Consider the following 22,787-nt stretch of genomic DNA (forward strand, 5'->3'; position numbering starts at 1 on the left):
GCCCGACCACGCTCCGCGAACGGCCGCCTCTCCCCCGCCCGCGTCGACGCGACCCGGCCGACCCCCCAAAACCGGTGGCGATCACCCCTGAAAGAGCTGGTAGGGTTCTACCCGTCGCCGCACAAAGTGCCCGACACGCCCCCGTAGCTCAGGGGATAGAGCAACGGCCTCCGGAGCCGTGTGCGCAGGTTCGAATCCTGCCGGGGGCACCCCTTATGAGGTGCCCAAAGACCCCGTCACCAGCGGAAACGCTGAGGCCGGGGTCTTCGCGTATGTGCAGGCGGATGCAGCCCGAAGCGGCTCCATGTCAGGGTCTGTGGACGAGGCGTGGACGGGATCTTGGGGCATCGCCGCAGGTGAGGCCGAAGGATTAGAGGGCCCCTGGACCGGTGCCGAGGGTCTCGCGAGCGGACGAACCGACCGCTCGTGCTCACACGTGGTGAGGGCGGTACACCTTGTTGCCCTCAGATCCGGAGCACACGGTTTGTGCGGGCCACTGCTTACCCAACACCGAGTAGCGCGGACGGGACCCACAGCACCCCCGAGAAATCGGTGCCGACTTGAACGCTCACGTCCCGCCGACTGCGCCTCGCTTGCCGAGGACACGGACAGGCACCGCCCACTGCGGATGGACAGCCGCACCCCCCTGCCGTGCGTCGAACAAATTACCGGTGTATTCGGCCCCACCCCCTGGCGACCCTCGCCGCCGGTCTGGACAACTGAAGCCCAGGCTGCAAGTCACGGGCCCCACTCGCGAACGAGGCCATGGTCAAGAACTCTTCAATGCGCAAGAATCTGCAGACGTCTGGCTTGTGTCACTGGAGTCCACAGCAGGGGGGACTATGGCCGTCGATGAGCAGAGGATCGCTAGATTCCTCAGCCGGAGCGAACTGCGCACCAAGATCGCTAACGTCCTTCGGGGCGCAGGCTTCAAAATCGTATGGGTGCACGAAGAGGCCGAGGGGAAGCGCTGGTCTCTTTTCCTGAAACTCCCCCAACGCTTGAGGGACCTCTTTGGAACTGCGCGAGAGGTCCTAGTATGGGTGGTTGAATCCTCTGAGTTTCAGGCCAGAACTGTAACGCAAGCAGAGCAAATCATCAGCGAAGAGCGACCTCGACTCTGCGAGGATTTCGCGATCATCGTAACTCTAGACTCCGCAACGATGCGCCACGTGTCGGAGACTGCAGAAACTCTCGACACAATTTTCCTCGGATTCGACGCAGGAGACTTCTCCTCTTACTCGCCGCACGGGCCATCCAACTTCATCGAAGCCATGCAGCGCAGGCTCTACGTGCGAGATCTATATGACCTACCGTCGGCTGTCACAAGAGCCGAGGACTTTTTTGGCCGTCGCGGAATGGTAAGCGAGATCGCAACGAGTTTGCGACGCGGAGGCCGACACGTAGGACTATTCGGCCTGCGTAAGATCGGCAAGACTTCCATGCTCTACAAGCTTCGTTCAACCCTGCAAACAACTGGCGATTCTTACGTCGGGCATGTCGACATCGAGCGAATCGACGCCATCCAACCTTCGGCTGAAAATCTGCTATGGAGCCTCGGAGAGTCGATCTTCGATTCTCACCGCCACATTCGGAATATCTCCACGCTGCAGCTTTTTGGAAAGTATAGGCTATTTTCGTCGATCCCGAACCAGAGTGCAGTCTTCGAGCTATTCGATCACGACATTAGGGAGATCGTCGAAAAAACGAGCCGCTCAATCGTCATGATGCTGGACGAGATCGAGCTACTCTCGCCAACCGCCCCGGGATCCGAATGGGGTTCTTCCTTCGTGCGGATCTGGCGTCTCCTACGTGGATTGGATCAACAGTTCCCCAACCGCCTAAGCTATTTTGTCACCGGAACCAACCCTAGCGCATTCGAGGTAAGCAATATCGGAGGACGCGAGAACCCGGTATACAACTACTTTAAGGTGCAATACCTGCGCCCATTGGCAAAAGATGAGGTAGATTCCCTTCTAGTTACGCTCGGACACAAAATGGGACTCAGTTGGGAAACTGCAGCGGTGGAGAGGCTCGCAAATGCTACTGGCGGACATCCGGCTTTGGTTAGGTCGCTAGGCTCGATCATTCACTCCACCCGCCCTGATGGCGACGTAAAATTTAGTGTCACGCAGGCTGATGTTGCATCCGCCATCGACAGATTTCTCGTAGAGAAGAGTTCCCTACTCAGTCAGATCGTCGCAATCCTGGAGGAGCAGTACAAAGATGAGTACTACCTTCTGGAACTGCTGACCCATGGAAAGATCGGAGAATTTAGAGAATGCGTGACAGCGTTCCCTAAGGACGCAGCCCACTTGGTGGGTTACGGGATTTGCGTGAGACCTGAAAGCTGCACAGCTCTAGAGATTGAGATTCTGCAGACATTCCTACAGAAACAAAAGGAGAGCAGAGCCGCATCGACGACTAAGCACCTGTCCCCCGGGTCCAAAGTTGACGGCTATGACGTCATTTCTTCGATTGGTTCTCCAGGAGGATTCGCGAAGGTCTACGAGGCTCGTATGTCCACCAACGGCGAAAAAGTTGCCCTAAAGGTGTTCGACAATGGCCTACTCAGTGCTCTGCAGCGTGAAATCGAGCCTCTTCAAGAAATTGACCACCCTAATGTCGTGCGCGTAATTGACCATGGGAAGAGCGAAGACGGCACTGTCTACATGGCAATGGAGCTGCTACACGGAAAGCCTCTTAGGTACTTCTGCACAAGGTCCACCAGGGCTAGCGAAAGCGATTGCATGGAGTGGTTGAGAGATATCCTGTCAGCGATGAGGGAATTTCACCCAGATGATGTCCTGGTACAGCAGCTTCGACGGCACAACGAAATCAGCGCCCGCGATCTCATCCGCCTTGAGGAAGCCAGGCACGGTTTCATTCACCGGGACGTCAAGCCGGAGAATGTCATCATTACGGAACGCGGGGCGGTTCTGATTGACTTCAACATCTCTGTGCGGGCCTCGGAACAGATTCTGACACGTAGTGCCACTCCTGGATATCATCCGCCAGACGGCTTGGGAGTCACGTGGGACGTTGACGTCGATCTCTATCAACTCGGAGTGACGATGCTGCAGGCTGCTCTTGGTTCTGAATATTTCGAAGGGGCAGCAGACGACCTACGCCTGGCCGCCAAGGAAGAACTGTCGAAGAACCTCTCAAGAATCCTACTAAAAATGACAAACCCGGCTCGAGGGGAGCGATTTACAAGCGCCGCCCAAGCATGGATGGAAGTCAGCAGGCAACTACAGTGACCTTTCGGCGTCGCAGCAGGTAGGGCTCACGTGAGAGAGGCCCCGGAAAAGTTGCCCGGGGCCTCAGTGGGGTGTGCAGGGTGCCTCACTCGTATTCGCGCAACAGGTCCTCGATGCGCCGGTTGGCGACGTCCTGCCGCCCGTCGAGGCACTTCGCATAGCGAGTCAGCAGGACTTCGACACTGTTGCCGGCGCGCTCGGCAACCTCTGTCGGGTCGACCCCCGCGTTGAGCCACGTCGACAAAGCCGAGTGCCGCAGATCGTACGGCCGACTCGCGAGCGGCGAGGCCGCGACGGACGGCGGGAGCGCGATGAGGCGGGCTTCCTGCCACACGCGGTAGTACGTCGAGGACGGGACGACCGAGCCCTTCTCGCTGAAGAAGAGCCGTCCGTCGTCCGCCGTGCCGAAGGTGGCCAGGTGGTCGCGGAATGCTGCGACGAGGTGGGGCGGGATGGGCACCCGTCGGACGTCCTCAACCGGCCGGTTCTTCAGGCCGCGGTCGTCGTGGGTCTCCCCCGAGTCGGTCCACTGCTTGCCGACCGACGGACGAGTCCGATGGAGCAGTGCCGATCCCCAGCCCTGTTCGGGGAGCTTTAGGTCTGTCTCGACAAGGCCAATCGCTTCCGCCGGCCGGAGACCGCCGAAGTACATCGCAGCGAAGAGACCGACCAGGCGCCGACCACGGGCCCGCCGGTAGCCGCCCACGTAGGAGACGGCCGTCAGAAGATTCCGGGCCTGCTCGGGGTTCGCGACGACGCGAGGGTCGACCTGGTTGGAGACCTTCGGCTTCTGCCAGCGAACGGCCGTGATCGGGTTCTCACTCAGCTCCCCCAGATCGACGGCATAGTTCGCGGCATTGACGAGGGTCCGCCGCTTGCGCCGCACGGTTTCGGCTGCCGCGGCCGTGCCGTCGAGCTTGAGTTTCAGCGAGTCCAGCACCGCACGGGCCGTGGCCGGTTCGGCGAGATCGGCCAGCGGTCGCGATGCCTTCGACACCCAGTGAAGGACGTTCCGCACGTCGGCCGGGACATCTCGGTCATCAGGCCCCGGCAGGACGAAGGCCCAGTTGCGGAGCGCCTGGCGAATGGCCTGATCGGACGGCCGTCCAGCCCGCTCGTCGAGGAGCTCCACGGTCACACTGGTGAGCGATTCGTTGATGCCGTTGCGTGTGTTGGGGGCAGCGTGGGGCCATTTCATGGCGAGGTACCGGAGGGCGAAGTCGTACCAGGACACGGCCGACTTCTTCGGTTCCATCGAGTCCGGAAGCCCGGATGCCCTGTCGAACTCCTCGCCGTCGCGCATCGCCCGCATCAGCTTCGAGCGGTAGTGGTCGGCGAGTGCCTTCGTGCGGAACGAGTCGGAGAAGACGTTGCGCGCCACAGACCACCGCACGCCGTACGAGGGCATTTTCGTATCGCGCTTCCGTACGGCCCAGACCTTCACGTCGAGAGACTTCACGCCGCGGCCTCCAGCTCTCGCAGCCACGTGGAGAAGTCACTCCGCCATACCCGGAGCTCCCCGTTGGGCAGCTTGAACGCAGCCGGCCCGTGCCCCAGCTCACGCCAGCGGTAGAACGTCCGGCGAGAGACCCCGCCCAGCTCGTTCAGGACCTGGCGCACGGTCATCAGCTCATCGTGCTGCGGGCTCACGTCGGTTCTCCTTCCGTACCAAGGGCGGGTTCGAGCGATGCGGAGAGCCAGGCTTCGGCGGAGGACAGGCCGATTCCGGCAAAGACCCAGTGCGAAAGAACGAGAGTCGTGTCCGGCTCGTCCTCGGTGATCACTGCGGCTTGGGCGCGGCGCCATTCGGCGCGGGCGGTGCGGAGGGCGCCGAGGGTGGTGGAGTAGCGGCGGGACTTGGTGGAGAAATGGCCGCGGAAGCCGAGCATGTGGGCCCAGGCCCGGAGCCGGAGATCCTCTAACTCCTTGCGGGCGCCGAGCGTCCAGGCCGTTCGGATCAGACGGCGGGCGTGGTCGCTGATATCGAGTTGGGCGAGTTCGGCGACGAGCTTCAGCGGGCGGTCGAGCGCTCCCGTCGCGGTCTCGGCACCCTTGGTGGCGTACTTCGCAATGTACGAGGCGACGGCCCGCTCGGTCAGCTCCTGGCCGCCGTCGAAGTCGGCGGAACGGATCGCGCGCACATCGATCTGCTTGCCGAAGGCGAACGCGTGCGGGCGTCCGTCTACGACGGGGCCATCGACTCGGGAGTGAGCGGCAGCGGCGCCGATCGCGTCCGTGAGCAGTTCAGCGGTAGCCCAGTCCGGAGGCGGGGTGTCGCCACCCTCAGGACCGTCTATGCGGATGACGGCGTGGAAGTGGACCGCGCCACGCTTCTGGTATTCGGCGACCTTGGCGAAGGAGACCCGGGCGAAGTCCGCGAAGTCCCGCTGGGTGAGGCCGGCCCGCTTGGCTATCTCCCGGCGGAGGTAGATGGAGAAGCGCCGCCAGAGCATTCCGGCGTGCGCGTTCCACAGGACGGCGCCCTCGTAGTCGTACGTCGTCGGGTCCAGGGGTGTGCCGAGCGATTCGTCGTCGGCGTCGTGCAGGAGACCGCAGCGACAGGCTCGGACGGTGCCGCGGCGGTCCATGGGCCGGTTGTGGACGGGGCCGAAGCCGGGAGCGGTGAAGGTGGCGAACACCTTCGGGTGACTCCGGCAGGAGTGCCCTTGCCGCCCCGCAGTCCGGCGGTGATCAGGTGGAAGGTGTCCCGGCGGTAGGTCTCCGCGCAGGCCGGGCAACGGGTCGCCCGGCGGTTGTTGCAGCGTACGAGAAGGTTGCCGGCCGGGAGTGAGGCCGAGTCGAGGCGGTGGAGAACGCGGCCGATCTCGCCGGTTCGGGTGTCGGCCGCGTGCTCGACGCGGTGGCCGTCCAAGCGCACAGGTTGTGTACAACCGCCGATGCTGCGGAGTTGTTTGACGAGGGCGGGCATGCCGCCCAGGGAGACGAGCGCGCCCAGTTCTTCGACTGGGGGCGGGACGCGTCCGGTAGTAATGGGAACTGTCCTTTCGGTTTCGGTCGGGAGGTCCGCGCCTGCCGGGGCGACGGGATGCTTGGCGGTATCGAGGCCGCCCCGGCAGGCTGGTCAGCGCTTGGGCGCGTTGTTGAGCAGGGAGCGCAGCACCAGGGCCGCGATGGAGACGGCGACGGCCGTGATGGCGACCGTGGCCAGGAGCGCGGTCAGCACGACGCCGACGACGAGGACTGCGGCAACGGCGCTCGCCCCACTGCCGACGAGGGGCGAGACCGGGCGGCCGACGGACGCAATCGGGGCGTGGGCGCAGGAGCAGGCCGCCGGGGCGTGGTGGTGCTCGGCCGGTCGAGCCAGCGTCTGCGCGATCGGCAGCGGAGCCGCGTCGGGCATTTTCGGGCGCAGCAGCATGGTGGTTCTCCTTTCAGTGACGAGTGCCGTCGACGACGTCGACCCCGGAGCGGGTGCCGGTTTCGATGGCCGGGGCGAGGAAGGTCTGAGAGAGCAGGAAGCCGAACAGGGCGATCACGACGGCCACCCACATCCGGACGCCGAGGAACTTGATCGCGGCCCAGGTGATGGCGCCGAGGACGAGGACGAGAGGCAGGCTGAGGGTCACGGCGGTCTCCTCAGCGGCCCGAGCAGCGGTGGGTGCGGGCCGCCAGTTCGGCGGCGGCGCGGCTGTCGTAGTCGGTCGAGAAGCCACAGCGCGGTGCCGTGCAGGCAGCGGTGTGCTTCTCGCGGCCCCGGCCGTCGTAGTACGTGGCGACCTGGACGGGACCGATGCGGATCACTCGGCGGAAGCGGGGGTTGGCGGGCATCAGGGCAGCTCCTTCGGGATCTCGTGGTTCTCGCCGGTGAAGTCGGCGACGTGGTCGAGCAGCCACCGCCGGATCTCCTCGCCCTCGATGTCGTCGGCGACGAGGATCACGGGTTCGGCGGTGAGCATTGCTTCGGTGAGGCGGTTCTGACGGATCAGCTCGGCGGCGCGGTTGAGCGCGCGGAGCGTGGACGGGCGCATGGGCGGAACTTCTCCTGAGGTCAGGTGAGTTGGGCGGCGATGGCTTCGGCGAGCGGGCCCGGGACGCCGAGGCGGGCTCGCAGGGTGTCCGTGTCGATGGGCACCCCGGTTCGGGTGCGGTGCTCGGCGGCGACCTTTCGTGCGTGGTCGACGAGCGCGGCCGGAAGCCGGTCTGTCGGCGGAGCGGAGAGCGCGGGCCGCGGAACAGCGGGGGCAGGCCGGGATACGGCGGCTGGGGTCTGCCCCCGTTGCGCCGCATCGGCCGTCGAGGCGTCGTGCGGTTCCGGCGTGCCCGGAGTCGGACCGGTGGGGCTGTGCGCGAGCAGCGTGCCGCCGAGGAAGGCGACCGCCGGCCACCCGGCCACGGTGATCCGGAGCCATGAGGGAACGTGGTCGAGGTCGAGGAGCCCGGCCGTGGCGATGTTGGCGCCGAGGCTGGCGGCGAGCGCGACGAGGAACCAGGCCCATCCGGAGGCTTTGGCGTCGCCGGTTCGCAGTCGCTTCCAGGCGGCCACCAACAGCAGGTCCACGCTCACCGGGTAGGCCCACGCCTTCCAGCCGTCCTGCCCGGCGGCGACCGCCAGGTCATGGAGGTGGGCGAAGGATAGGGCCGCGGCGATGAGCGCTTGGATCAGTACGGCGTCCACGCGGGCCGTAAGGGTGCGCGACGAGGAGTGCTCGGCCACCCTGATCACGTCCTCTCGTTCGGTTTCGGGCATGGCGGGGGTAGGGACTTGGCGCGAGCCGGTCGCGCCGGCCGTTGGGGCAGGCGAGTCAGCCGGTCGCCGGACGCGGTTCGGTCACCGCGATCGGAGAGGGGGCGGACGAGGTGAGAGAGCGCGGACGGAACGGAGACAGGGCCGGTACGTCGGGTACGAGGTCGGCCGCCTCGCGGCAGATGGCTGCGGCGTCGGTCAGCGACAGGTAGGGGGTGCGCATGCGCGCCCATCCGCCGGAGGTGTCACCGGCCACGGACAGGCCGGGCCGTTCCGCCGGAATGGTAGAGGCGACGCCGACCGCTTCGGGGGCGATGTCACCGAGGGCCATCTTCGCCGAGGCTTCGTCGTTGACGCGGTGGCAGACGCGTCCGCTGAGTTGGGCGCGCAGCATGGTCGCTCCCTTGCCCAGCTCGGCGCCGAAACGCTGTCCGCAGATCTCCAGGTAGATGCCCGCGGCCCGCCCGAGCTGGGCGAGTCGGATCAGCTGGGTCACCATCTCGTCGCGCCGTTCCTCGTCCTTGCGGCTCGCCACGAGGAAGAGTTCGGCCACCTCGTCGACGAACAGCACGATGGCCGACGGCCGTTCGTCGTCCGGCAGCCCCCACACGTCGGAGGTGAGCTCTTCGTCCGGCGTGCCGGGCGCGATGCCCTGCCGGGCCTTGATCAGGTCGTAACGGTCCTCCATTTCCTTGACGAGGACGGGCAGCAGCTCGGCGGCCTCGTCGGAGTCGGTGGCCAACGCCGACAGCCGCGGAGCGAACGGCGCGAGCTCCACTCCCCGCTTGCAGTCGATGCCGACCAGCGCGACCGGCTGAACGGCGAGTCCCGTCAGCAGGTTGCGGAGGAACATCGACTTCCCCGACAAAGTCGCGCCGAGGACGAGTTCGTGAGGAACGGACCGGTAGTCGCGGACGAACACGGTCGCGTCCTCCCGCAGAGCCACCGGCACGGCGAGAAGATCACCTCCCGCACGGCGCGGCATCTTCACGTCGCGCAGCACGTCGAACCCGACCAACCGCAGCTCGACCACGCCGGGCTTGATCTCGCGGACATGGACGGCGTGAACGCCCCAGGCGTGCCGCAGCCGCTCGGACGAGGCAGCCACGTCCGCCGGCTCCTGGCCGGGAGCGAGCCGAAGCCGGACCCGCAGCCCCGTGGAAGTGGGACGGATCAGCCCCCGGCGCGGCGGCACCGGTCGAACCTCACGGCGCATGGTGGCTCGCACGGCCAGCGCCCGCAGCCGGGACGGCTGAACCGTCAGCCCGCACGCGTCCATGGTCGAGCCGTACGAGCCGACCAGTCGGGCCACCGACGAGGGCAGCCCGACCGTGGCCCAGTAGACCGAGGGGTGTGCCTTCCGGGCGTAGACCGCTCCGCCCAATAAGGCGAGGGGTCCACCCAGCTCGGCCAGCGTCATGAGCTCGGACACGAGATCAGTTCTCCTGTCCGACGGGGAAGGTTCCCGGGACCACCGCGGCCGCCCGGTAGGCGATGCCGTGGCGGGCCTGGCCGCTGAAGACGCTCTCCCAGGGACGGGCGACGAGGCCGGGCAGGGAGACCGGAGCTCCGACGGCCAGGCCGTCCGTGATCCCGCTCTCCGGGACGGTCACCGCGATGAGCGACGACTCCCCCTCGTCGATGTAGACGACGCCGACCTTCATCAGCGCTTCCCCGCTCACAGCGTCCTTGGCGATCTCGCCCGTCTGCCGGTCCTTGACCTTCGGCTCAGGCGCCTCCGTCAGCAGGATCGTCGCGGACGAGGTCTCGACTCGGATTGCACGCACAGAACTTCTCCTTCGTAGACACCCGCCAGACGACCTGACAGGTTGACTTAGCAAGTTCGAAGTTAAGGAAGCCAGGTTGACTTGTCAAGTGGCTTCAGTGGCCTACCGCCGAAGTCATCGAGCATCAAATGCCCTGCCTTTTAGGCTAGTTGGGCTCAGCCGAGCCGGTACGTGTCTTCAAGTTCCTGCCGATCAGCAGGAAGCAGAACGTCCGTGACCTGCAAAGCCTGCCCAGCGACGTCGCACGCGACGACCAACACGCTGAGCACCGGCTCCCCTTGAGGCATCGCCAAGAGGTCAGCCTCTTCCCTGCTGGGCAGCCGGGCCGAGACGCGCTCGGTTACGTGGTCGAAGCGCACCTTCTTGCGCGCTTCCAGGTGAGCACGCTGCCCTTCACGCAGTGGAGACGGGACGGAAAGCTCGGTCCCTTCGACCAGGCCGGCCGAGAAGTAGGACGAGGAGAGCTCAACCGGCTCGCCGTCCCGTTCCACTAGAAGCCGCCGAACCAGGACCCTTGTCTGCTTGGGCACGCCGAGGAGGGACGCGACCCTCGGCGGTACGGGGACCTGATCGACCTGGACGAACCGACCCTGGACCGAGGATTCGTCGCGCTCCAGCGCGTCACGTCCCCGCTGATCCTTCTGCTCTACGACTTCCGGCCGCCCGCGAACGATAGTGCCGAACCCCTGCCGGGACTCAAGCCAGCCATCCCGCTTCAGCAGCTCCAGCGCGCGAACGACGGTGGGCCGGGACATCCCGAAGGCCTGGACCAGCTGATTTTCACTCGGGACCCGACTCCCCGGCGGATACGTACCGTCCTCGATGCGTCCCTGGAGCGTCTGCGCCAGCCGCACATACTTGGGTGCAGCCACCTCGTACGCCATAGCCCCGCCTAGTGAGAATCCGCCAAGTCAACCTGTCAACCAGCCTACTCACGTGAGTGGGTACTGAACACCCACTGACACACGGGCGCCATAGGCCAGGGCCGACTTCACGGCTTCCAGGCATCGTCGATCTGAAACCACACGACGGTCCCACCGAAGCGACTGGGGCCGGCCGCCCAGGAGTCCGCCAGCACGTTCACCAGGCAGAGCCCACGGCCGTGCGCGTCATTGGCACTGGGACTGCGGAGCCGGACATCCGCCGGGAAGCCCGGGTTGTGGACGTCAACCCGCAGAGACTCCCTCAGACGCGACCACTCGACCCGAACCCGCCACGGTTCTTCGGATTCCCCGTACAGGATCGCGTTCGTCACCAGCTCGGAGAGCATCAGCACGCAGTCGTCGATCGGACAGGCCAGGTTGTACGGGGCGGTGAACTTCCGGAACCACCGCCTGGCCCGAGCCACGGACTCGGGCACGGGATAGAGGGTCATACCCCCGATCGGCTTCGGTCCGGCAACCGCGGCTTCGGACTCTTCACGCGCATCCGCCATGAGCGCCACTACTCCCTACCGGTGCCGTCACAGTCGAGACAGCGCCGCTTCGACGTAGCACGCACGCGAGCATCAGCAGCGGAGAGCGCCAGGGAGGAGCGGGAACCAACGTGCTTCCACCCTCGCCCCCGGCATCCATGGCAGACCGCTTCCGGCGAGACCTGCCGTAACTCCCCGCACTCCTGACTCACGCCCGTGCCCCCTTCCGGTCAAGTGGCCTTAGCCACTTACTGGATAGTGGCATTAGCCACTCGAAGCCACAAGCGGTTCACAGAGAGAAGGCCGACTTTCTAGCTGATCGGGTAGCCCTGCTCGAACGCCCAACGCCCAGGCGGGTACGTGGCCTCGGCGAACTCAAGGGGTCGATCCTGCATGTCGTACACCACGTGGTGGACGATCAGGACAGCTGCACCGGGCTCAAGTTCGAGATCGGCAGCCTCGTCCTCGGTCGCCAGCCGGGCGCACATCCGGTCTTCGGCATAGCTGCCCTGGCGGCCCGTGACGCTCTCGACGTACATGAGCGTCCCCTCCTGAATCCGGTCAGGATCGCAGAGCTTGGGTGCCCGGTTACCAACATCGGCACCGAACCACGAGGTGGAGATGGTGATGGGGCCCGACTCGTTCTTGGTGACGCGACGACGGTGAACGGCCCGGGTCCCAGCCGCCAGACTCAGCGCCTCAGCCACGTAGTCGGGAGCCTCCAGCCAGCCGGCGGAGGTAATGACCGCGTACTCGCCCGGCGTGTAGATCTTGCCGGTCTGCTTGGCCCGACCGTAGAGCTCCCGAGCCCGCCGATTCACCGCGAGGCCCCGTACGTAAGTCCCCGACCCCTGCCGCTTCTCCACCAGCCCCTGATGACTCAGAGCCTCCAGCGACCGGGCCGCCGTAGGACGTGAAACACTCCAGTCCGCGGCCAGTTGACGTTCCGACGGGACCTCGTCGCCAGGCCTCAAGTCGCCTCGCAGAATCTGATCGCGGATATGGTGCGCGATCTGGAGGTACTTGGGCTGGGTCTCTTCGATCTGCGGCATCGGAGCCCCTCCCTAAGTGGCTATGACCAGTAGCCACTATAGGGTGAGTGGCCAGCGTGGGAACCCGTACGCTGCCAGGGTGACCCGCTTGATCGTGGCAGCCGGAGGAGGGGGCGACGCCGTCGCCGCCGCAATGCTCGACGCAGCCCTCTACGGGGGTGACGACAGCCCGGCGATGATCCTCACCTACGCATGGGACCGCCTCCTGATCGACCCGGTGCCAGGCCCCCGAGGGCCGGAGAACTTCACGGGCCTACGTCCCTTCACACGAAGCGTCTGGACCGTCCCGGCCGACGCGAAGCCCGTCGCCCCCGCCGGCTCGACCCTCCCTCGCCTGGCAGCCGAACTTCCCCACACCTTCGCCCTGATCGACCCCATGCACGGCGCCGAGAGCATCACACGCCAGCTCGAAGAGTTCATCGAGCACCTGGCCCCCGAGTCCATCGACCTCCTGGACGTGGGCGGCGACATCCTCGCCAAGGGCGACGAACCCACCCTGCGCAGCCCGCTGGGCGACGCCCTCACACTCGCCGCGTGCTGCCAAGTCAACGCGCCCGTAAGGCTCCTGGTCGCCGGTCCCGGCTTGGACGGAGAGCTCCCGGCCGAGCTCCTGGCCGACCGAATGGGCCCGCCAACGCTGACGCTCACGGCTGAGCACGTCGAACCGATCAGCTCGGTCCTGGAGTGGCACCCGTCCGAGGCGACGGCGATGCTCGCAGCCACAGCCCGCGGAGTGCGCGGCCTCTGCGAGGTCAGAGACGCCGGCCTGCCGGTCCCGCTCACCGACGAAGGCCCCACCGTCCACGAAGCAGACCTGGACGAGACCCTCAGCCGCAACGCACTCGCACGCGCCATCCTCGCAACGGAAACCCTCTCCGAGGCAGAGCAGTACAGCCGCGAGATCTGCGGGTACTCGGAGATCGACTACGAGCGCAACAAGGCTAGTTGGCTCGGCAGCCAGCCGGAACAGAAGCTCGACCCGGAAACCGTGCTCAGCCAACTCGACCAGTTCGAGGCCAAGGCCCGCGACCGCGGCATCACGCACACGACGTTCCGCAGGATCACCGAAGCCCTCGGCCTCAACGGCAAGCAGCGCCAGGACCTCAGGGCCCTTCTGCTCAGCAGCCGTCCAGACCAGTACGAAGCCCCGCTGTGGCGCATCACGTGAGAGATGATCACAGACTTATGGCTGCCGCCGCCCTACCCGATCCCCGATCAACGCTCACTCGAACCAACTGGGCCGCGCTCCACCATGCTTACGGAACGGCCACAGATGCACCCGAGATCCTGACCGCGCTACTGGATACAGACCAGGGTGTGAGAACCAAAGCGCTGGACAACTTGTTAGGCATCCTGCACCACCAGGGCACGATCTACGAGGCGACGGTACCCACAGCTCAGTACGTGGCCGCGATCCTGCCCGATCCTCGAACAACGCTTTCGGTCGACAAGACCCACCGATCCTTCCCCGGATGCATACGCGCCGATCTGCTGGCTTGGCTCGGATCAGTCGCCGACTCGGTAACCGACGCGGTTGATGAGGTAGGCCAACGACTCGGGTTCCCTCTCGACGATCACCCGCCCGCCGTGGCCATGCGGGAGATACGACCGCTCCTGCTGTCGGCTGTTCTCCCCTACGTCGACGACAGCGACCGTGCCGTGCGCGAAGGGGCTATCGCAGCATGCATCCCGCTCCTCGACGACGTCCGGTTGCTGCACCATCGAGCAGCACTGGTGCCCCTGATCCGCCAGGTGCTCGGAACCAGCGAGCTCTGGCAACGCCGTGAACGGGCCATCGATGCTCTCGACGCATGGGGCGAAAGCTCCGCAGGGCTTGAAGGCCAGCGGAACCCCTTCCTGTTCTGCGACACGGACCTATCACCAGGCAGCACCCCATGGCCTTCAGTCGCGAGCGACGTCGAAGATCTACCTTTCTGACACGACCGGACCATGATCATCATGGCTCTGTCAGCTGTTGAGTAACAACCTTCTTTACGGGTTCAAGGCGGCTCGCTCCGCTCCCCGCGCGCGGCCCGACCCCCGGCCGGGCCTGCGCTCCTGTCTCCGCCCCGCTCCAGCCCGGCCGGCGCCCGTGCCGCGCTCTCAGCAGCCAGCTTCCATCGGGGCCCGTAGCGGCTGTAATCCACACGTTTTGATCACACCTTCAAGATCATCTGAAACGATGCCGTCATGACGCAGACTGCACCCGCACTTCCCGAATTGACCATTCACTCCAACGAGGTCTTTACGTCAAATCTGGAACCGAACCCTGAATTCATCACTCTGAACGACTGGTCGATTCCCGTCAGCTTTTTTGTTGGTAGAAACGGGAGCGGAAAATCGAAAACGGCTCACGCCATTGCCCGCAGATTGGGGGCGGAAGCACGAATTCTATCCACCGACAGACTTGCCGGACTGATGTCATACTCGGTATACCAATGGGGGTCGACGCCCAGCGCAATGAAGGGAATCCCCATCGGAGAGACCGAGCGTCAGAATATGACGAACACCATGCGAGACAAGGGCATGGGAAATGACGAACTGTATACACTAAAGGAGGAGCCTGAGGTATGGCTACGCGTCGCAGCGTTCCTCCGCCGAGCACTTGGAAGGGTAATCGAACTTCGAGAAAGTGCAGGATTCCTCGATCCGTATGTTCGGGTTGGAAATGTCGAGTATTCACTGCTTCGCGAAGAAGGGCACGGTCTCAGGGAACTTGTCATCTTGCTCGCTGCCGCATACCGCCAGGACTGGCAGCTCTTGATTGTGGATGAACCCGAACTCCACTTGCACCCATCCATGGCTCGACTTTGGGTTACTGAGCTCAGTATGGAATGCGAACGATCTGGCAGACGAGCAATTATTGTTACACACGAACCCACTCTACTTAAACCGAAGAGCGCGGACGATTTGGCCGCCATTTGGCACTTCAGTGCCGGACAAACCCCAACGCAGCTCTCACTGCATGTACTCGGCGCACAGAAAGATCGTGTAACCGCTTCTTTGCAGGGTAATCCGCAACTGGTGAGTCAGCTTGTTTTTTCACCTCGGCCGGTTTTGGTTGAAGGGCCACACGATGTCGCAGCATTCACGGTATCCCTTGGACGCACCCAACCCCCTGAAGTTGTGGCGCAAACCGACCTTGTAGAGTGCGGCGGGAGCGGGGCAGTTGCGCTTTGGTTTGAGGTGTGCACGAAGGTCGGCTTGGATGTAAAAGCGGTGGCTGACCTCGATGCATGCTTTGCTCCTGAAGTACGGCGGGCAATGGATGCCATCGCCAACGTGACCGAGGGCTACCGTAATGAGCTGGCCATTGATCCGCCTACCACCATGAACGCACTCAAGCAGCTGATCGCGGCCATGGATGCCGCAAAGGTGAATAACGACCCAAAAAGTCGGGGAGCATGGTTGGCGTCAGCTGTTCCAGAAAACTCAGGGAACTCCGTCAGAAAGGCTAAACTGCTCGAAATTTGGCGAAGCGCAGGCCTATGGCTGCATCCTCAAGGGACCTTGGAGGATGTCCTGTCGATTGAAAACAAGGGTGTCGATCAAGCCAGAATGGCCGCTCAAAAGGAAGGAGATATCGACGAGGTCACCAACTGGTGCGCCTACTCGCTTGACCTGATGGGTGACGTCTTCATTCTTCTCGAGGCAGCCGTCGAGAGGATTGCACACTCAGTAATGGAGAGCCAGCGCCTAGAACCGGAAATTGCGCTCAACAGTCCGGTAGGGCCCTCATCTGAGAATGATTCGAGAATCGTCACCGTAGAATGTGTATCTGAAGGACGTCACCGCCTAACCGTCCACGCCCCTAGGGAGTTCGCCGGGTATTGGGTTGAATTTTCTAGAGATACGCCGTCATCCCAACTAAACCTTCAGGCTCCTCGCGAGGGCAACAGGGCATGAATTCACGCTCGGCATCGATATTGCAGCAGCATTGATCTGAGGGTTCCAGGCCCCACCGTTCGTTGTCACGGGCAGGCCGGCGCAGCTCGTTCTGGTCGACGACATTGACAGCGTGGCTAAGGACGGAGGAGGTGCCGCGAGGCACACGCGCGCCTGATCGGTTGGCGCGCCCGCCGTCGTGGCTGACTGTCTTTGGCTGAGGTTCCAGACGGCGCGCATCGAGGGTGCCAGCCGTCAGGCGCGCGGAAAGGCTGGGCCGTCTCGACTGTAGGGTCACTGACGGCGTGTTTCGACACAAGGCCATCACAACGACGCAGACAAAGGTATGCAACTCAGGGGACCAGGGTCCTCCTCCGCTTACGTAGACGCGCGAAGGAAGTTCCGCCGCAGCGAGATCTTGCAAAATCCCGGACTGGCCGGATTCGAGAAGTTCGGATGGAGGGGTCTGATGTCTGCAGGGGTCGACCCGGTCGTCAGTGCGCGAATGTCCCGAATCCGAGGGCGCGACACCGCACCCGAGATGAAAGTGCGTCGGGAATTGCATCGGCGCGGTCTTCGGTACCGGGTGAACTTCAAGCCCGTGCCCACGCTGCGGCGGACGGTCGACATCGCCTTCACAAGGCAACGAGTCGCTGTCCTGATCGACGGGTGCTTCTGGCATGGCTGTCCGGAACACTTTCGGCCGGCAAAGGGGGATCGGAGGGAGTTTTGGGCGGCCAAGATCGCTGAGAATCAACGCCGTGATCAGGACTCCACCAAGGCCTTCACGTTGGCTGGATGGACCGTACTTCGTTATTGGGAGCACGCTGACCCTGTCGAGGTAGCCGACAAGGTCGAGGACGAAGTGATCAAACGGTCCGTGAGCTGGCAGTCGCCTTCCGAGAGACCGTGTAGGTGACCTGCTCGCATCGTGCTCTCAAGATGGTGGCTAGCGAGAGCGCGAGGTGCCAATCGTCGTCTAGCAGCGGTGCGGTGTTGGGCTTGGTGACGGCGATGGTGATCAATTGTGACTCGGATTCCGCCCGGCGTAGACAGGCGTGCCAGACCATCCCCTGCAGTGCGCTCATCGGGCCCCAGGTGATGAAGGCCGACTCACTATTGGGGCCATCGGCGAGGCAACGCATCGGCTTCACGTCGAGTGTCTGCGCGCGAAGCGTCCATCCCGAACCCATGGCCAACCGAACGACCGACTGCGGTCCCGGGTACTCGCGTGTCGTTATCTGGGCCATCGGCCCGACACCTTCGAGCGCCCGACGGTACTGCTTCGCCGGTCCGTCCTTGATCCAGGGGCGTATCTTCTCCGTGGGCATGAACCTAGCGAGTCGTCCGCCGATCTTGGGATCCTTGACGAACCGGTCGTACATCTCCGTGGCTGCGGGCGAAGAGATCTCCTCCCACCGCACGGCGTCGAAATGCCGGGCTAGCTCAGCGAAGATCTCCAAGCGGATCGGTTCCGGAAGGCTCGCCATCAGCCCCCCTCGACTGGCGGGAACTCCAAACGAACGCTGTCGTCGGCTCCCCCGAGGTCACCCACGTCGGCCATCCATTGGTCCAGGAGTCCCTTCACCCTCAAGTCCTCGAACTCGAACTGGTTCCGTCCGACTGATACCTGCTCGATCTCGCCCTCGGACACCTGTTCTCGCATGTCATACACCTCGGCCAGCCGCCGGATGTCGCTGACGAAGTCCAGTACCTCCACGTGCGTCTTTCCCTTGCGAAGGCGGAGTCCGCGGCCAAGCTGCTGCACGAAGATGCGTCGACTGTGGGTCACCCGGGCGAAACAGAGAATGTTGACGTCGGGCACGTCGACGCCCTCGTTGAGTATGTCCACGGCGACGAGGATGGGCACTTCTCCTGTACGGAAGTTGAGCAGTCGTGCCCGCCGCTCCCGTGTCTTCAGCCTGGCGTGCAGCGTCTCGGACCGCTCCCAGCCGGGCCGTCGGGCAAGCAGGTCGCGCATCCGCTCGGCGTGCTCGATCGTCTGGCAAAAGACGATGGCCCGCGGGTTCGTGGTCTGGTCCCAGACCTTCTCGAGGTGTCCCCGAACTGACTCGTCCCGCTCGGGGATGAAGAGACGCTTGTTCAAGTCCTTGATGGAGTAGCCGTGCTCGGAGGAATGGCGGACGAAGTCCCAGTCGATGTTGTCGGCGAACACGCGGTACTTCACGTCAGCGAGGTAACCCAGCCTCATGCCCTCCGAGATGGACACCCGCTCGACTGGTTCGCCGAAGGTCCGCTCAATGTCGTACCGGTCGCCTCGCCAGGGCGTGGCCGTCACACCCATCCGTTTGGCCTTGGGCAGCAGACCCATCATGGTGGCATAGTTCCCGGTCTCCCCCACGTGGTGCGCCTCATCCACGATCACCAGCTCGGGAGCGTAGCCGGATTGGATGTAGTCACGTGCCGTGTTCGATACGCCGAAGGTGACGCCTGGCAGGGAATCGGGTTTCGAATCGCCGTGCAGCAGACGGGTCGGTACCTCCTTGGGAACGTCCCGCCACATCGCCCGTTCGAGTTGCTCCACAAGGTCGATCATGTGCGCGGTGACCAGCACCTTGGCCCCTGGATTACCAAGGAGGAATCGTCGCAGCAACCTGCCGGCGACGACCGTCTTGCCAAGGCCCGTAGCGAGGTAGATGAGCGCCTCGCCGCTGTCCTCTAGGGCGGCCCAGGCCGCTTCCACGGCGCGGTCCTGATACGGATGGAGGTCGAACGGCGTGACACGCTCCGGAGCGCGATCGTAGATCATCGCCAGCCGTTGGCCGTCCCAGAGGGTCACATTGACTCCGACGCCCCTTAGCGCGTCCGCCCGCTCCTTAGCCTTCTGAGTGAACAGTCGATTGGTGACCACCACCGCTCGGTGGATCGCGTAATGCCGCATCGCCGCGTGGGTTTCGTCCACGGCATCGCGATCCACATTGCCCGACTTCTTCCATTTCGACTGGAAGATCCAATCCTCACCGTTGAGTCGGCCGAGGAGATCAGCACCCTTATCCCCGGGACCATCGATGTTGACCACATCCGTGAACGAGATCAGGCCGAGCAACCGCTCCAGCTGGCGCGTGAAGCCCTTCGGGCCTTCCTCGACAAGGAAGGCCGGCTCCAGGAATGATCTGTTCATGCCTGGACGATCTCCGCGTCCAGTAGGTCCGCGGTAAGGAGCAGGCGGGACAGTTCCAAGGTGTTCTGCAGAGGCGGGCCCGTCACCATCCGCTTAAGGTCTGTGAGGAAGGCACTAACACGGGCCACTTGGTCCGCCTGCGTCTCCTCACCGAGCGCAGCGTACGTGGTGCGGAACAATCCGCCGTCCAGGACCAGTTCGGGACCGCTCGTAACGAGGTCGAGGACGCCCTCGACTCCCAGGTAACGCGCGAACTCGCCGTTCTCCACCGCTGCCTTCCAATCGACGTCCGGTGCCACCGCGATGGCGTACGACTCGGCGGCCCGTTTCGACTGACCGGACAGGGCGGACCAAAACGTGGCCGCGTCCTTCGAGGTGAGGTCGGCGAGCCGATCTCGCAAGCCCTCCAGCAGCATCTCCGCGCGACTGCGCACCGCGCTGGAGTCCACCCGCCGGTCCGGGAACTGCTCGAGGATCGAGGTCACCAACCCGTCGATGGAACCCGATACGGAGTACACGCTCTTCAACTGCGATGCCGCGCAAACGAGCGCGACGTTCAGTGGGGACCATCCGTACCGCGCGATCAGCGTGGTACCGGAATCCACGTAGATCTCTACCTCTCCAGCTACGATCCGAACCACGGCCGGCTGCCGCTGACCGTCCTTGAGCAGTTCGACTCCGGAGGTGACGTAGACGCGAAGGACCGCCTGAGCGGTACCAAGGCGAACTTCGCGGTCAGTGTCGGGAAGCAGCGTCGCGTGCTCCCTGTACCTCGCGAAGCGCTGCTCCTCTGTCTCCGGCCGTGTCTCTGCGGCTGGCTCCGGCTGCTTCTGGTCTTGGGACGGTGAGGGGCCGTGGCCGTCGTCCGCAGCCGTCCCTAGATGTCCAAGCCCCTCTCCCTTGAGCCAGTCATCCTCGTCGGAGGGCGGTGCTGGCTCCGGCGGTGGCCCATTCTTGACCCGATCATGATCGGCTGCGGCCTCGTACCATTTATCGTCGGTCTGATACTCCGGATCACCACTGCGGAACTTCTGTGCCCATCTCTTCGCCTCATTATGGATGGCGGTATTGCCGTTGCCCGGCATGAGATAACGGAGACCCGGCTTGTTCTCCCGGTAGGCGTTGAAGAACCGACTCATCGGAGAGTCGTTCTCGCGATTGAACAGGCGCTTGGCCAGCTGTGGACGCAAGGGCAGGTGGCCTCGAACCTTCTCGACCATGTATCGCCATTCCGGCGACGACGTGTCGAAATTTGTCTTGCGGACGTTGACCGGCGCATGGTCGAGATGGATCTCGCCTACGATGCGACCCATACCGAGTTCGATCGGATACTCCAGCTCAATGTCTCCGTCTGGCCCCTCCCAGTCGAACAGAGACCTATCCCTTGTCGTGATCGCGCGCCCGCTCCGCAGAAACGTCAGCCCGAAGTCGGACTTATCAGCGAACCTCTGCACGCCCAGCCAGCCCACGATCCGGCGCTCTCGCTCCTGGATTTCAGTGCTCTCACATTCGACGCACCGGTCGTACCTTGAGGTGTACCAGCGCCCACAGTTCATACAGGCGAAGGCGTTGGTGAGGGGCACGTGGATTTGTTTCGCGGCAGGCGCCTCCGCAGCCTTGTACATGACCGACCGGGTCGGGTCCCAGATACACGGCACCAGTGGGGGCACCTGGCGAGAGTTGACGTACAGGCGCTGGTTCAAACCGCCCATCAACTGCGCACCCGAATGAGGGCCGTCGGGATCACGCAGCATGTACGTGTAGATCCGCCCTAGGTTCTTGCTGACCTCCCTTATCGAACTCGACGACTTCAACTTGACGACTACGTCCTCGCGGAGGTTCGTCACCGAGACGAGAGTGCCGTGCTCGTCCGGATCCTTCCGCTCGTAACGAAGGGGAACCTCGTACGACGACCGTCGCTGCATCTCTCTAAGATCGATGGTGGCGGTGATCCATTGGTCGTCGCCACGCCGTCCCGACCGGACCTCCGTTACCGTGCCGAGGCGGGCCGTGGCGATGTTGAAGCCCATGCCGAACAGGCCGAGGCTGCCGAACCGTTGCTTACCCGAGGTGCCGGCGCTCAGGGCGTACCGCAACTCCGCCGGAGACATCCCCCGGCCGTTGTCGCTCACTACGACCTTGGCACCGCGGTTCACCTTGCTGGCCGTGGGCAGGGTGACGTCTATTCGAGGTTCCAGGGTTTCATCGACACGGGTGGCCTCGACGAGCTCGTCGAGACAGTTGTCGATCAACTCACATAGACACTGGTGAAGTTGGAGGTCGACCTCCGCGATCATCTCCAAGATCCGGGGAGAGGGCGTCAGGTTGAGAGTGCCGGGTCGCGTCTCCGTCTCCGTCATGCTTCGGTTCCCTCCGCGCGTAGTGCGGCATGGACACTGTCGGCCACGACCCGCGCCAACTCAACCGGGACTGCGTTGCCGAGCTGGCGCATCGCCTTGCCCCAAGGGCCGTGCAGCTCGTAGTCGTCTGGGAAGGTTTGCAAGCGGGCACTTTCCCTGACCGTGAAGTAGCGGATGGAGCCATCCGCCTCACGCAGCATGTTCTCGCCGCCGGGAACCCCGTGACGCCCTGCTTTCAGCGTCTTCGCCGGCCAGTCCACGGGACTACCGGTGTGACCAGGGTAGGAACGAGCGCCCAGTTGAAGGACATGGTTGAGGACCCCCGCAGTACCTGTCACCGTTGGCTCGGGAAGACCAGCCAGCGCGTCGCGTATGGTGCGCCAGCGCGCTTGGACCTCGTCCGGCTGCAGCTCCTCAGGTATGGGGACGTTAGGCCGTTCCGGACGCTTCGCCTTGGGCACTTCATGTTCTTGCCAGTACTCACCAGTCGTCCACTGCGCATGCAGGAGAGCGCGTCTCGAGTGTGTGACATGCGGGAAGTCCCAGGTCACGTCCAGGTCGTTGCGGAAACCGACCAGGAAGACACGTTGGCGCTGCTGCGGCACTCCGTAGTCCGCCGCGTTGGCGAAGGCGGGGGTGACCCGATAGGCCAACTCTTGGTTACTGACGCTCTTGCCTGCCGCCCGGAGCCGCAGCAAGTGATCCCCCCACAGTTCGTCGGGCTTCGCGGCGAGAAGGGGCAGTGAAAGCCTTGCCTGGATGTACTGGAAATAGTCGGCGAACCTCGGACGCGCCAGGCCCCTCACGTTCTCGATGATGAACGCGCGGGGCCTCAGCTGGGCGATCGCCTCCGCCGTGGCCGGGAACATGTCACGTTCGTCGTCGTCCGCCTTGCCGCGGCCTCCAATGGAGAACGGCTGGCACGGCGGGCCGCCGGCGACAAGATCCACCTCGTCGGTGATCCGGGACCAGTTGAAGTCCCGCACGTCGCCCTCTTCGACGTGCCAGTTCGCGACGAGCTCGTTCCCCCGGGCCTGGTTCTGTCGCACCGTGTCGCAGGCCCATTTGTCCAACTCCAGGGTCGCCAGCGGGTCGAACCCGGCCTCCTGACAACCTAGTGCGAGCCCTCCAGCGCCAGCGAACAACTCCACGCTCGCGAGCCGAGCGTGCGTGTTCCTCATC

General features: G+C 64.2%; 21 protein-coding genes, 1 tRNA gene and 1 pseudogene. 6 read left to right on the forward strand and 17 right to left on the reverse strand.

Annotation, left to right across the window (positions count from 1 at the left end):
- The first annotated feature begins 137 nt into the window (after nucleotides 1-137).
- Nucleotides 138-209 (forward strand) — tRNA-Arg (locus OG406_RS13900).
- 633 nt (nucleotides 210-842) lie between these two features.
- Nucleotides 843-3,260, forward strand: a complete 2,418-nt coding sequence (locus OG406_RS13905; protein ID WP_329185965.1) for a serine/threonine-protein kinase — start codon at nucleotides 843-845, stop codon at nucleotides 3,258-3,260.
- Nucleotides 3,261-3,345: 85 nt separating this feature from the next.
- On the opposite strand, the gene OG406_RS13910 is transcribed toward OG406_RS13905, so the two are convergent.
- The 13 genes and pseudogenes from OG406_RS13910 to OG406_RS13970 form a co-directional block, all read right to left on the reverse strand.
- Complete coding sequence (locus OG406_RS13910) at nucleotides 3,346-4,719, reverse strand: tyrosine-type recombinase/integrase (protein ID WP_329185967.1); 1,374 nt, start codon at nucleotides 4,717-4,719, stop codon at nucleotides 3,346-3,348.
- On the reverse strand, nucleotides 4,716-4,886 hold the full coding sequence (locus OG406_RS13915) for a helix-turn-helix transcriptional regulator (RefSeq protein ID WP_028805806.1): 171 nt from the start codon (nucleotides 4,884-4,886) through the stop codon (nucleotides 4,716-4,718). Before OG406_RS13915 ends, OG406_RS13910 begins: the two co-directional genes overlap by 4 nt.
- Nucleotides 4,887-5,005: 119 nt before the next feature.
- Nucleotides 5,006-6,189: pseudogene (locus tag OG406_RS13920) on the reverse strand (replication initiator); the annotation flags it as partial.
- A gap of 153 nt (nucleotides 6,190-6,342) precedes the next feature.
- On the reverse strand, nucleotides 6,343-6,639 hold the full coding sequence (locus OG406_RS13925) for a SpdD protein (RefSeq protein WP_329185968.1): 297 nt from the start codon (nucleotides 6,637-6,639) through the stop codon (nucleotides 6,343-6,345).
- A gap of 13 nt (nucleotides 6,640-6,652) precedes the next feature.
- Nucleotides 6,653-6,847: a hypothetical protein gene (locus tag OG406_RS13930; protein WP_329185970.1), complete on the reverse strand. Its 195-nt coding sequence runs from the start codon at nucleotides 6,845-6,847 to the stop codon at nucleotides 6,653-6,655.
- Nucleotides 6,848-6,857: 10 nt separating this feature from the next.
- Entirely contained in the window at nucleotides 6,858-7,049 is a 192-nt protein-coding gene (locus tag OG406_RS13935; protein WP_151472302.1) for a mobile element transfer protein, read from the reverse strand.
- Nucleotides 7,049-7,249 (reverse strand): hypothetical protein, encoded by a 201-nt coding sequence (locus tag OG406_RS13940; RefSeq protein WP_329185974.1) that lies wholly within the window; start codon nucleotides 7,247-7,249, stop codon nucleotides 7,049-7,051. The genes OG406_RS13935 and OG406_RS13940 overlap by 1 nt, the downstream gene beginning before the upstream one ends.
- Before the next feature lie 20 nt (nucleotides 7,250-7,269).
- Nucleotides 7,270-7,968 carry a DUF2637 domain-containing protein gene (locus OG406_RS13945; RefSeq protein ID WP_329185976.1) on the reverse strand — a complete coding sequence of 233 codons (699 nt, stop codon included), beginning with the start codon at nucleotides 7,966-7,968 and terminating at the stop codon, nucleotides 7,270-7,272.
- Nucleotides 7,969-8,023: 55 nt separating this feature from the next.
- Nucleotides 8,024-9,397 carry an FtsK/SpoIIIE domain-containing protein gene (locus OG406_RS13950; protein ID WP_329185978.1) on the reverse strand — a complete coding sequence of 458 codons (1,374 nt, stop codon included), beginning with the start codon at nucleotides 9,395-9,397 and terminating at the stop codon, nucleotides 8,024-8,026.
- Between the two features lie 4 nt (nucleotides 9,398-9,401).
- On the reverse strand, nucleotides 9,402-9,752 hold the full coding sequence (locus OG406_RS13955; protein WP_329185980.1) for an SCO3933 family regulatory protein: 351 nt from the start codon (nucleotides 9,750-9,752) through the stop codon (nucleotides 9,402-9,404).
- A 155-nt stretch (nucleotides 9,753-9,907) separates the two neighbouring features.
- Nucleotides 9,908-10,636 carry a GntR family transcriptional regulator gene (locus tag OG406_RS13960; RefSeq protein ID WP_329185981.1) on the reverse strand — a complete coding sequence of 243 codons (729 nt, stop codon included), beginning with the start codon at nucleotides 10,634-10,636 and terminating at the stop codon, nucleotides 9,908-9,910.
- 107 nt (nucleotides 10,637-10,743) lie between these two features.
- Nucleotides 10,744-11,187, reverse strand: coding sequence for an ATP-binding protein (locus tag OG406_RS13965; protein ID WP_329185983.1), 444 nt, complete (start codon nucleotides 11,185-11,187; stop codon nucleotides 10,744-10,746).
- Between the two features lie 290 nt (nucleotides 11,188-11,477).
- Nucleotides 11,478-12,218 (reverse strand): GntR family transcriptional regulator, encoded by a 741-nt coding sequence (locus OG406_RS13970; RefSeq protein ID WP_329185985.1) that lies wholly within the window; start codon nucleotides 12,216-12,218, stop codon nucleotides 11,478-11,480.
- A gap of 79 nt (nucleotides 12,219-12,297) precedes the next feature.
- Here OG406_RS13970 and OG406_RS13975 point away from each other — a divergent pair, with 79 nt between their 5' ends.
- The 4 genes from OG406_RS13975 (at nucleotide 12,298) to OG406_RS13990 (ending at nucleotide 17,022) form a co-directional block, all read left to right on the forward strand.
- Nucleotides 12,298-13,386, forward strand: a complete 1,089-nt coding sequence (locus tag OG406_RS13975) for a DUF1152 domain-containing protein (RefSeq protein ID WP_329185986.1) — start codon at nucleotides 12,298-12,300, stop codon at nucleotides 13,384-13,386.
- A 149-nt stretch (nucleotides 13,387-13,535) separates the two neighbouring features.
- Entirely contained in the window at nucleotides 13,536-14,156 is a 621-nt protein-coding gene (locus OG406_RS13980; RefSeq protein WP_329185988.1) for a hypothetical protein, read from the forward strand.
- Nucleotides 14,157-14,408: 252 nt separating this feature from the next.
- Nucleotides 14,409-16,124, forward strand: coding sequence for an ATP-dependent nuclease (locus tag OG406_RS13985; RefSeq protein ID WP_329185989.1), 1,716 nt, complete (start codon nucleotides 14,409-14,411; stop codon nucleotides 16,122-16,124).
- Between the two features lie 484 nt (nucleotides 16,125-16,608).
- Nucleotides 16,609-17,022: a very short patch repair endonuclease gene (locus tag OG406_RS13990; protein WP_329190793.1), complete on the forward strand. Its 414-nt coding sequence runs from the start codon at nucleotides 16,609-16,611 to the stop codon at nucleotides 17,020-17,022.
- On the opposite strand, the gene OG406_RS13995 is transcribed toward OG406_RS13990, so the two are convergent.
- The 4 genes from OG406_RS13995 to OG406_RS14010 are packed head-to-tail and all read right to left on the reverse strand — an operon-like array spanning nucleotide 16,973 to nucleotide 22,756.
- Nucleotides 16,973-17,593, reverse strand: a complete 621-nt coding sequence (locus tag OG406_RS13995) for a hypothetical protein (protein WP_329185990.1) — start codon at nucleotides 17,591-17,593, stop codon at nucleotides 16,973-16,975. The two genes, OG406_RS13990 and OG406_RS13995, sit on opposite strands and share 50 nt — an antisense overlap.
- Nucleotides 17,593-19,245, reverse strand: a complete 1,653-nt coding sequence (locus tag OG406_RS14000; protein WP_329185992.1) for a helicase-related protein — start codon at nucleotides 19,243-19,245, stop codon at nucleotides 17,593-17,595. Before OG406_RS14000 ends, OG406_RS13995 begins: the two co-directional genes overlap by 1 nt.
- Nucleotides 19,242-21,605: an ATP-binding protein gene (locus OG406_RS14005; RefSeq protein WP_329185994.1), complete on the reverse strand. Its 2,364-nt coding sequence runs from the start codon at nucleotides 21,603-21,605 to the stop codon at nucleotides 19,242-19,244. Before OG406_RS14005 ends, OG406_RS14000 begins: the two co-directional genes overlap by 4 nt.
- Nucleotides 21,602-22,756, reverse strand: coding sequence for a DNA cytosine methyltransferase (locus OG406_RS14010; protein ID WP_329185996.1), 1,155 nt, complete (start codon nucleotides 22,754-22,756; stop codon nucleotides 21,602-21,604). The genes OG406_RS14005 and OG406_RS14010 overlap by 4 nt, the downstream gene beginning before the upstream one ends.
- Between the last annotated feature and the right edge of the window lie 31 nt (nucleotides 22,757-22,787).

The sequence above is a fragment of the Streptomyces sp. NBC_01428 genome, from assembly GCF_036231965.1.
Lineage (GTDB): Bacteria > Actinomycetota > Actinomycetes > Streptomycetales > Streptomycetaceae > Streptomyces.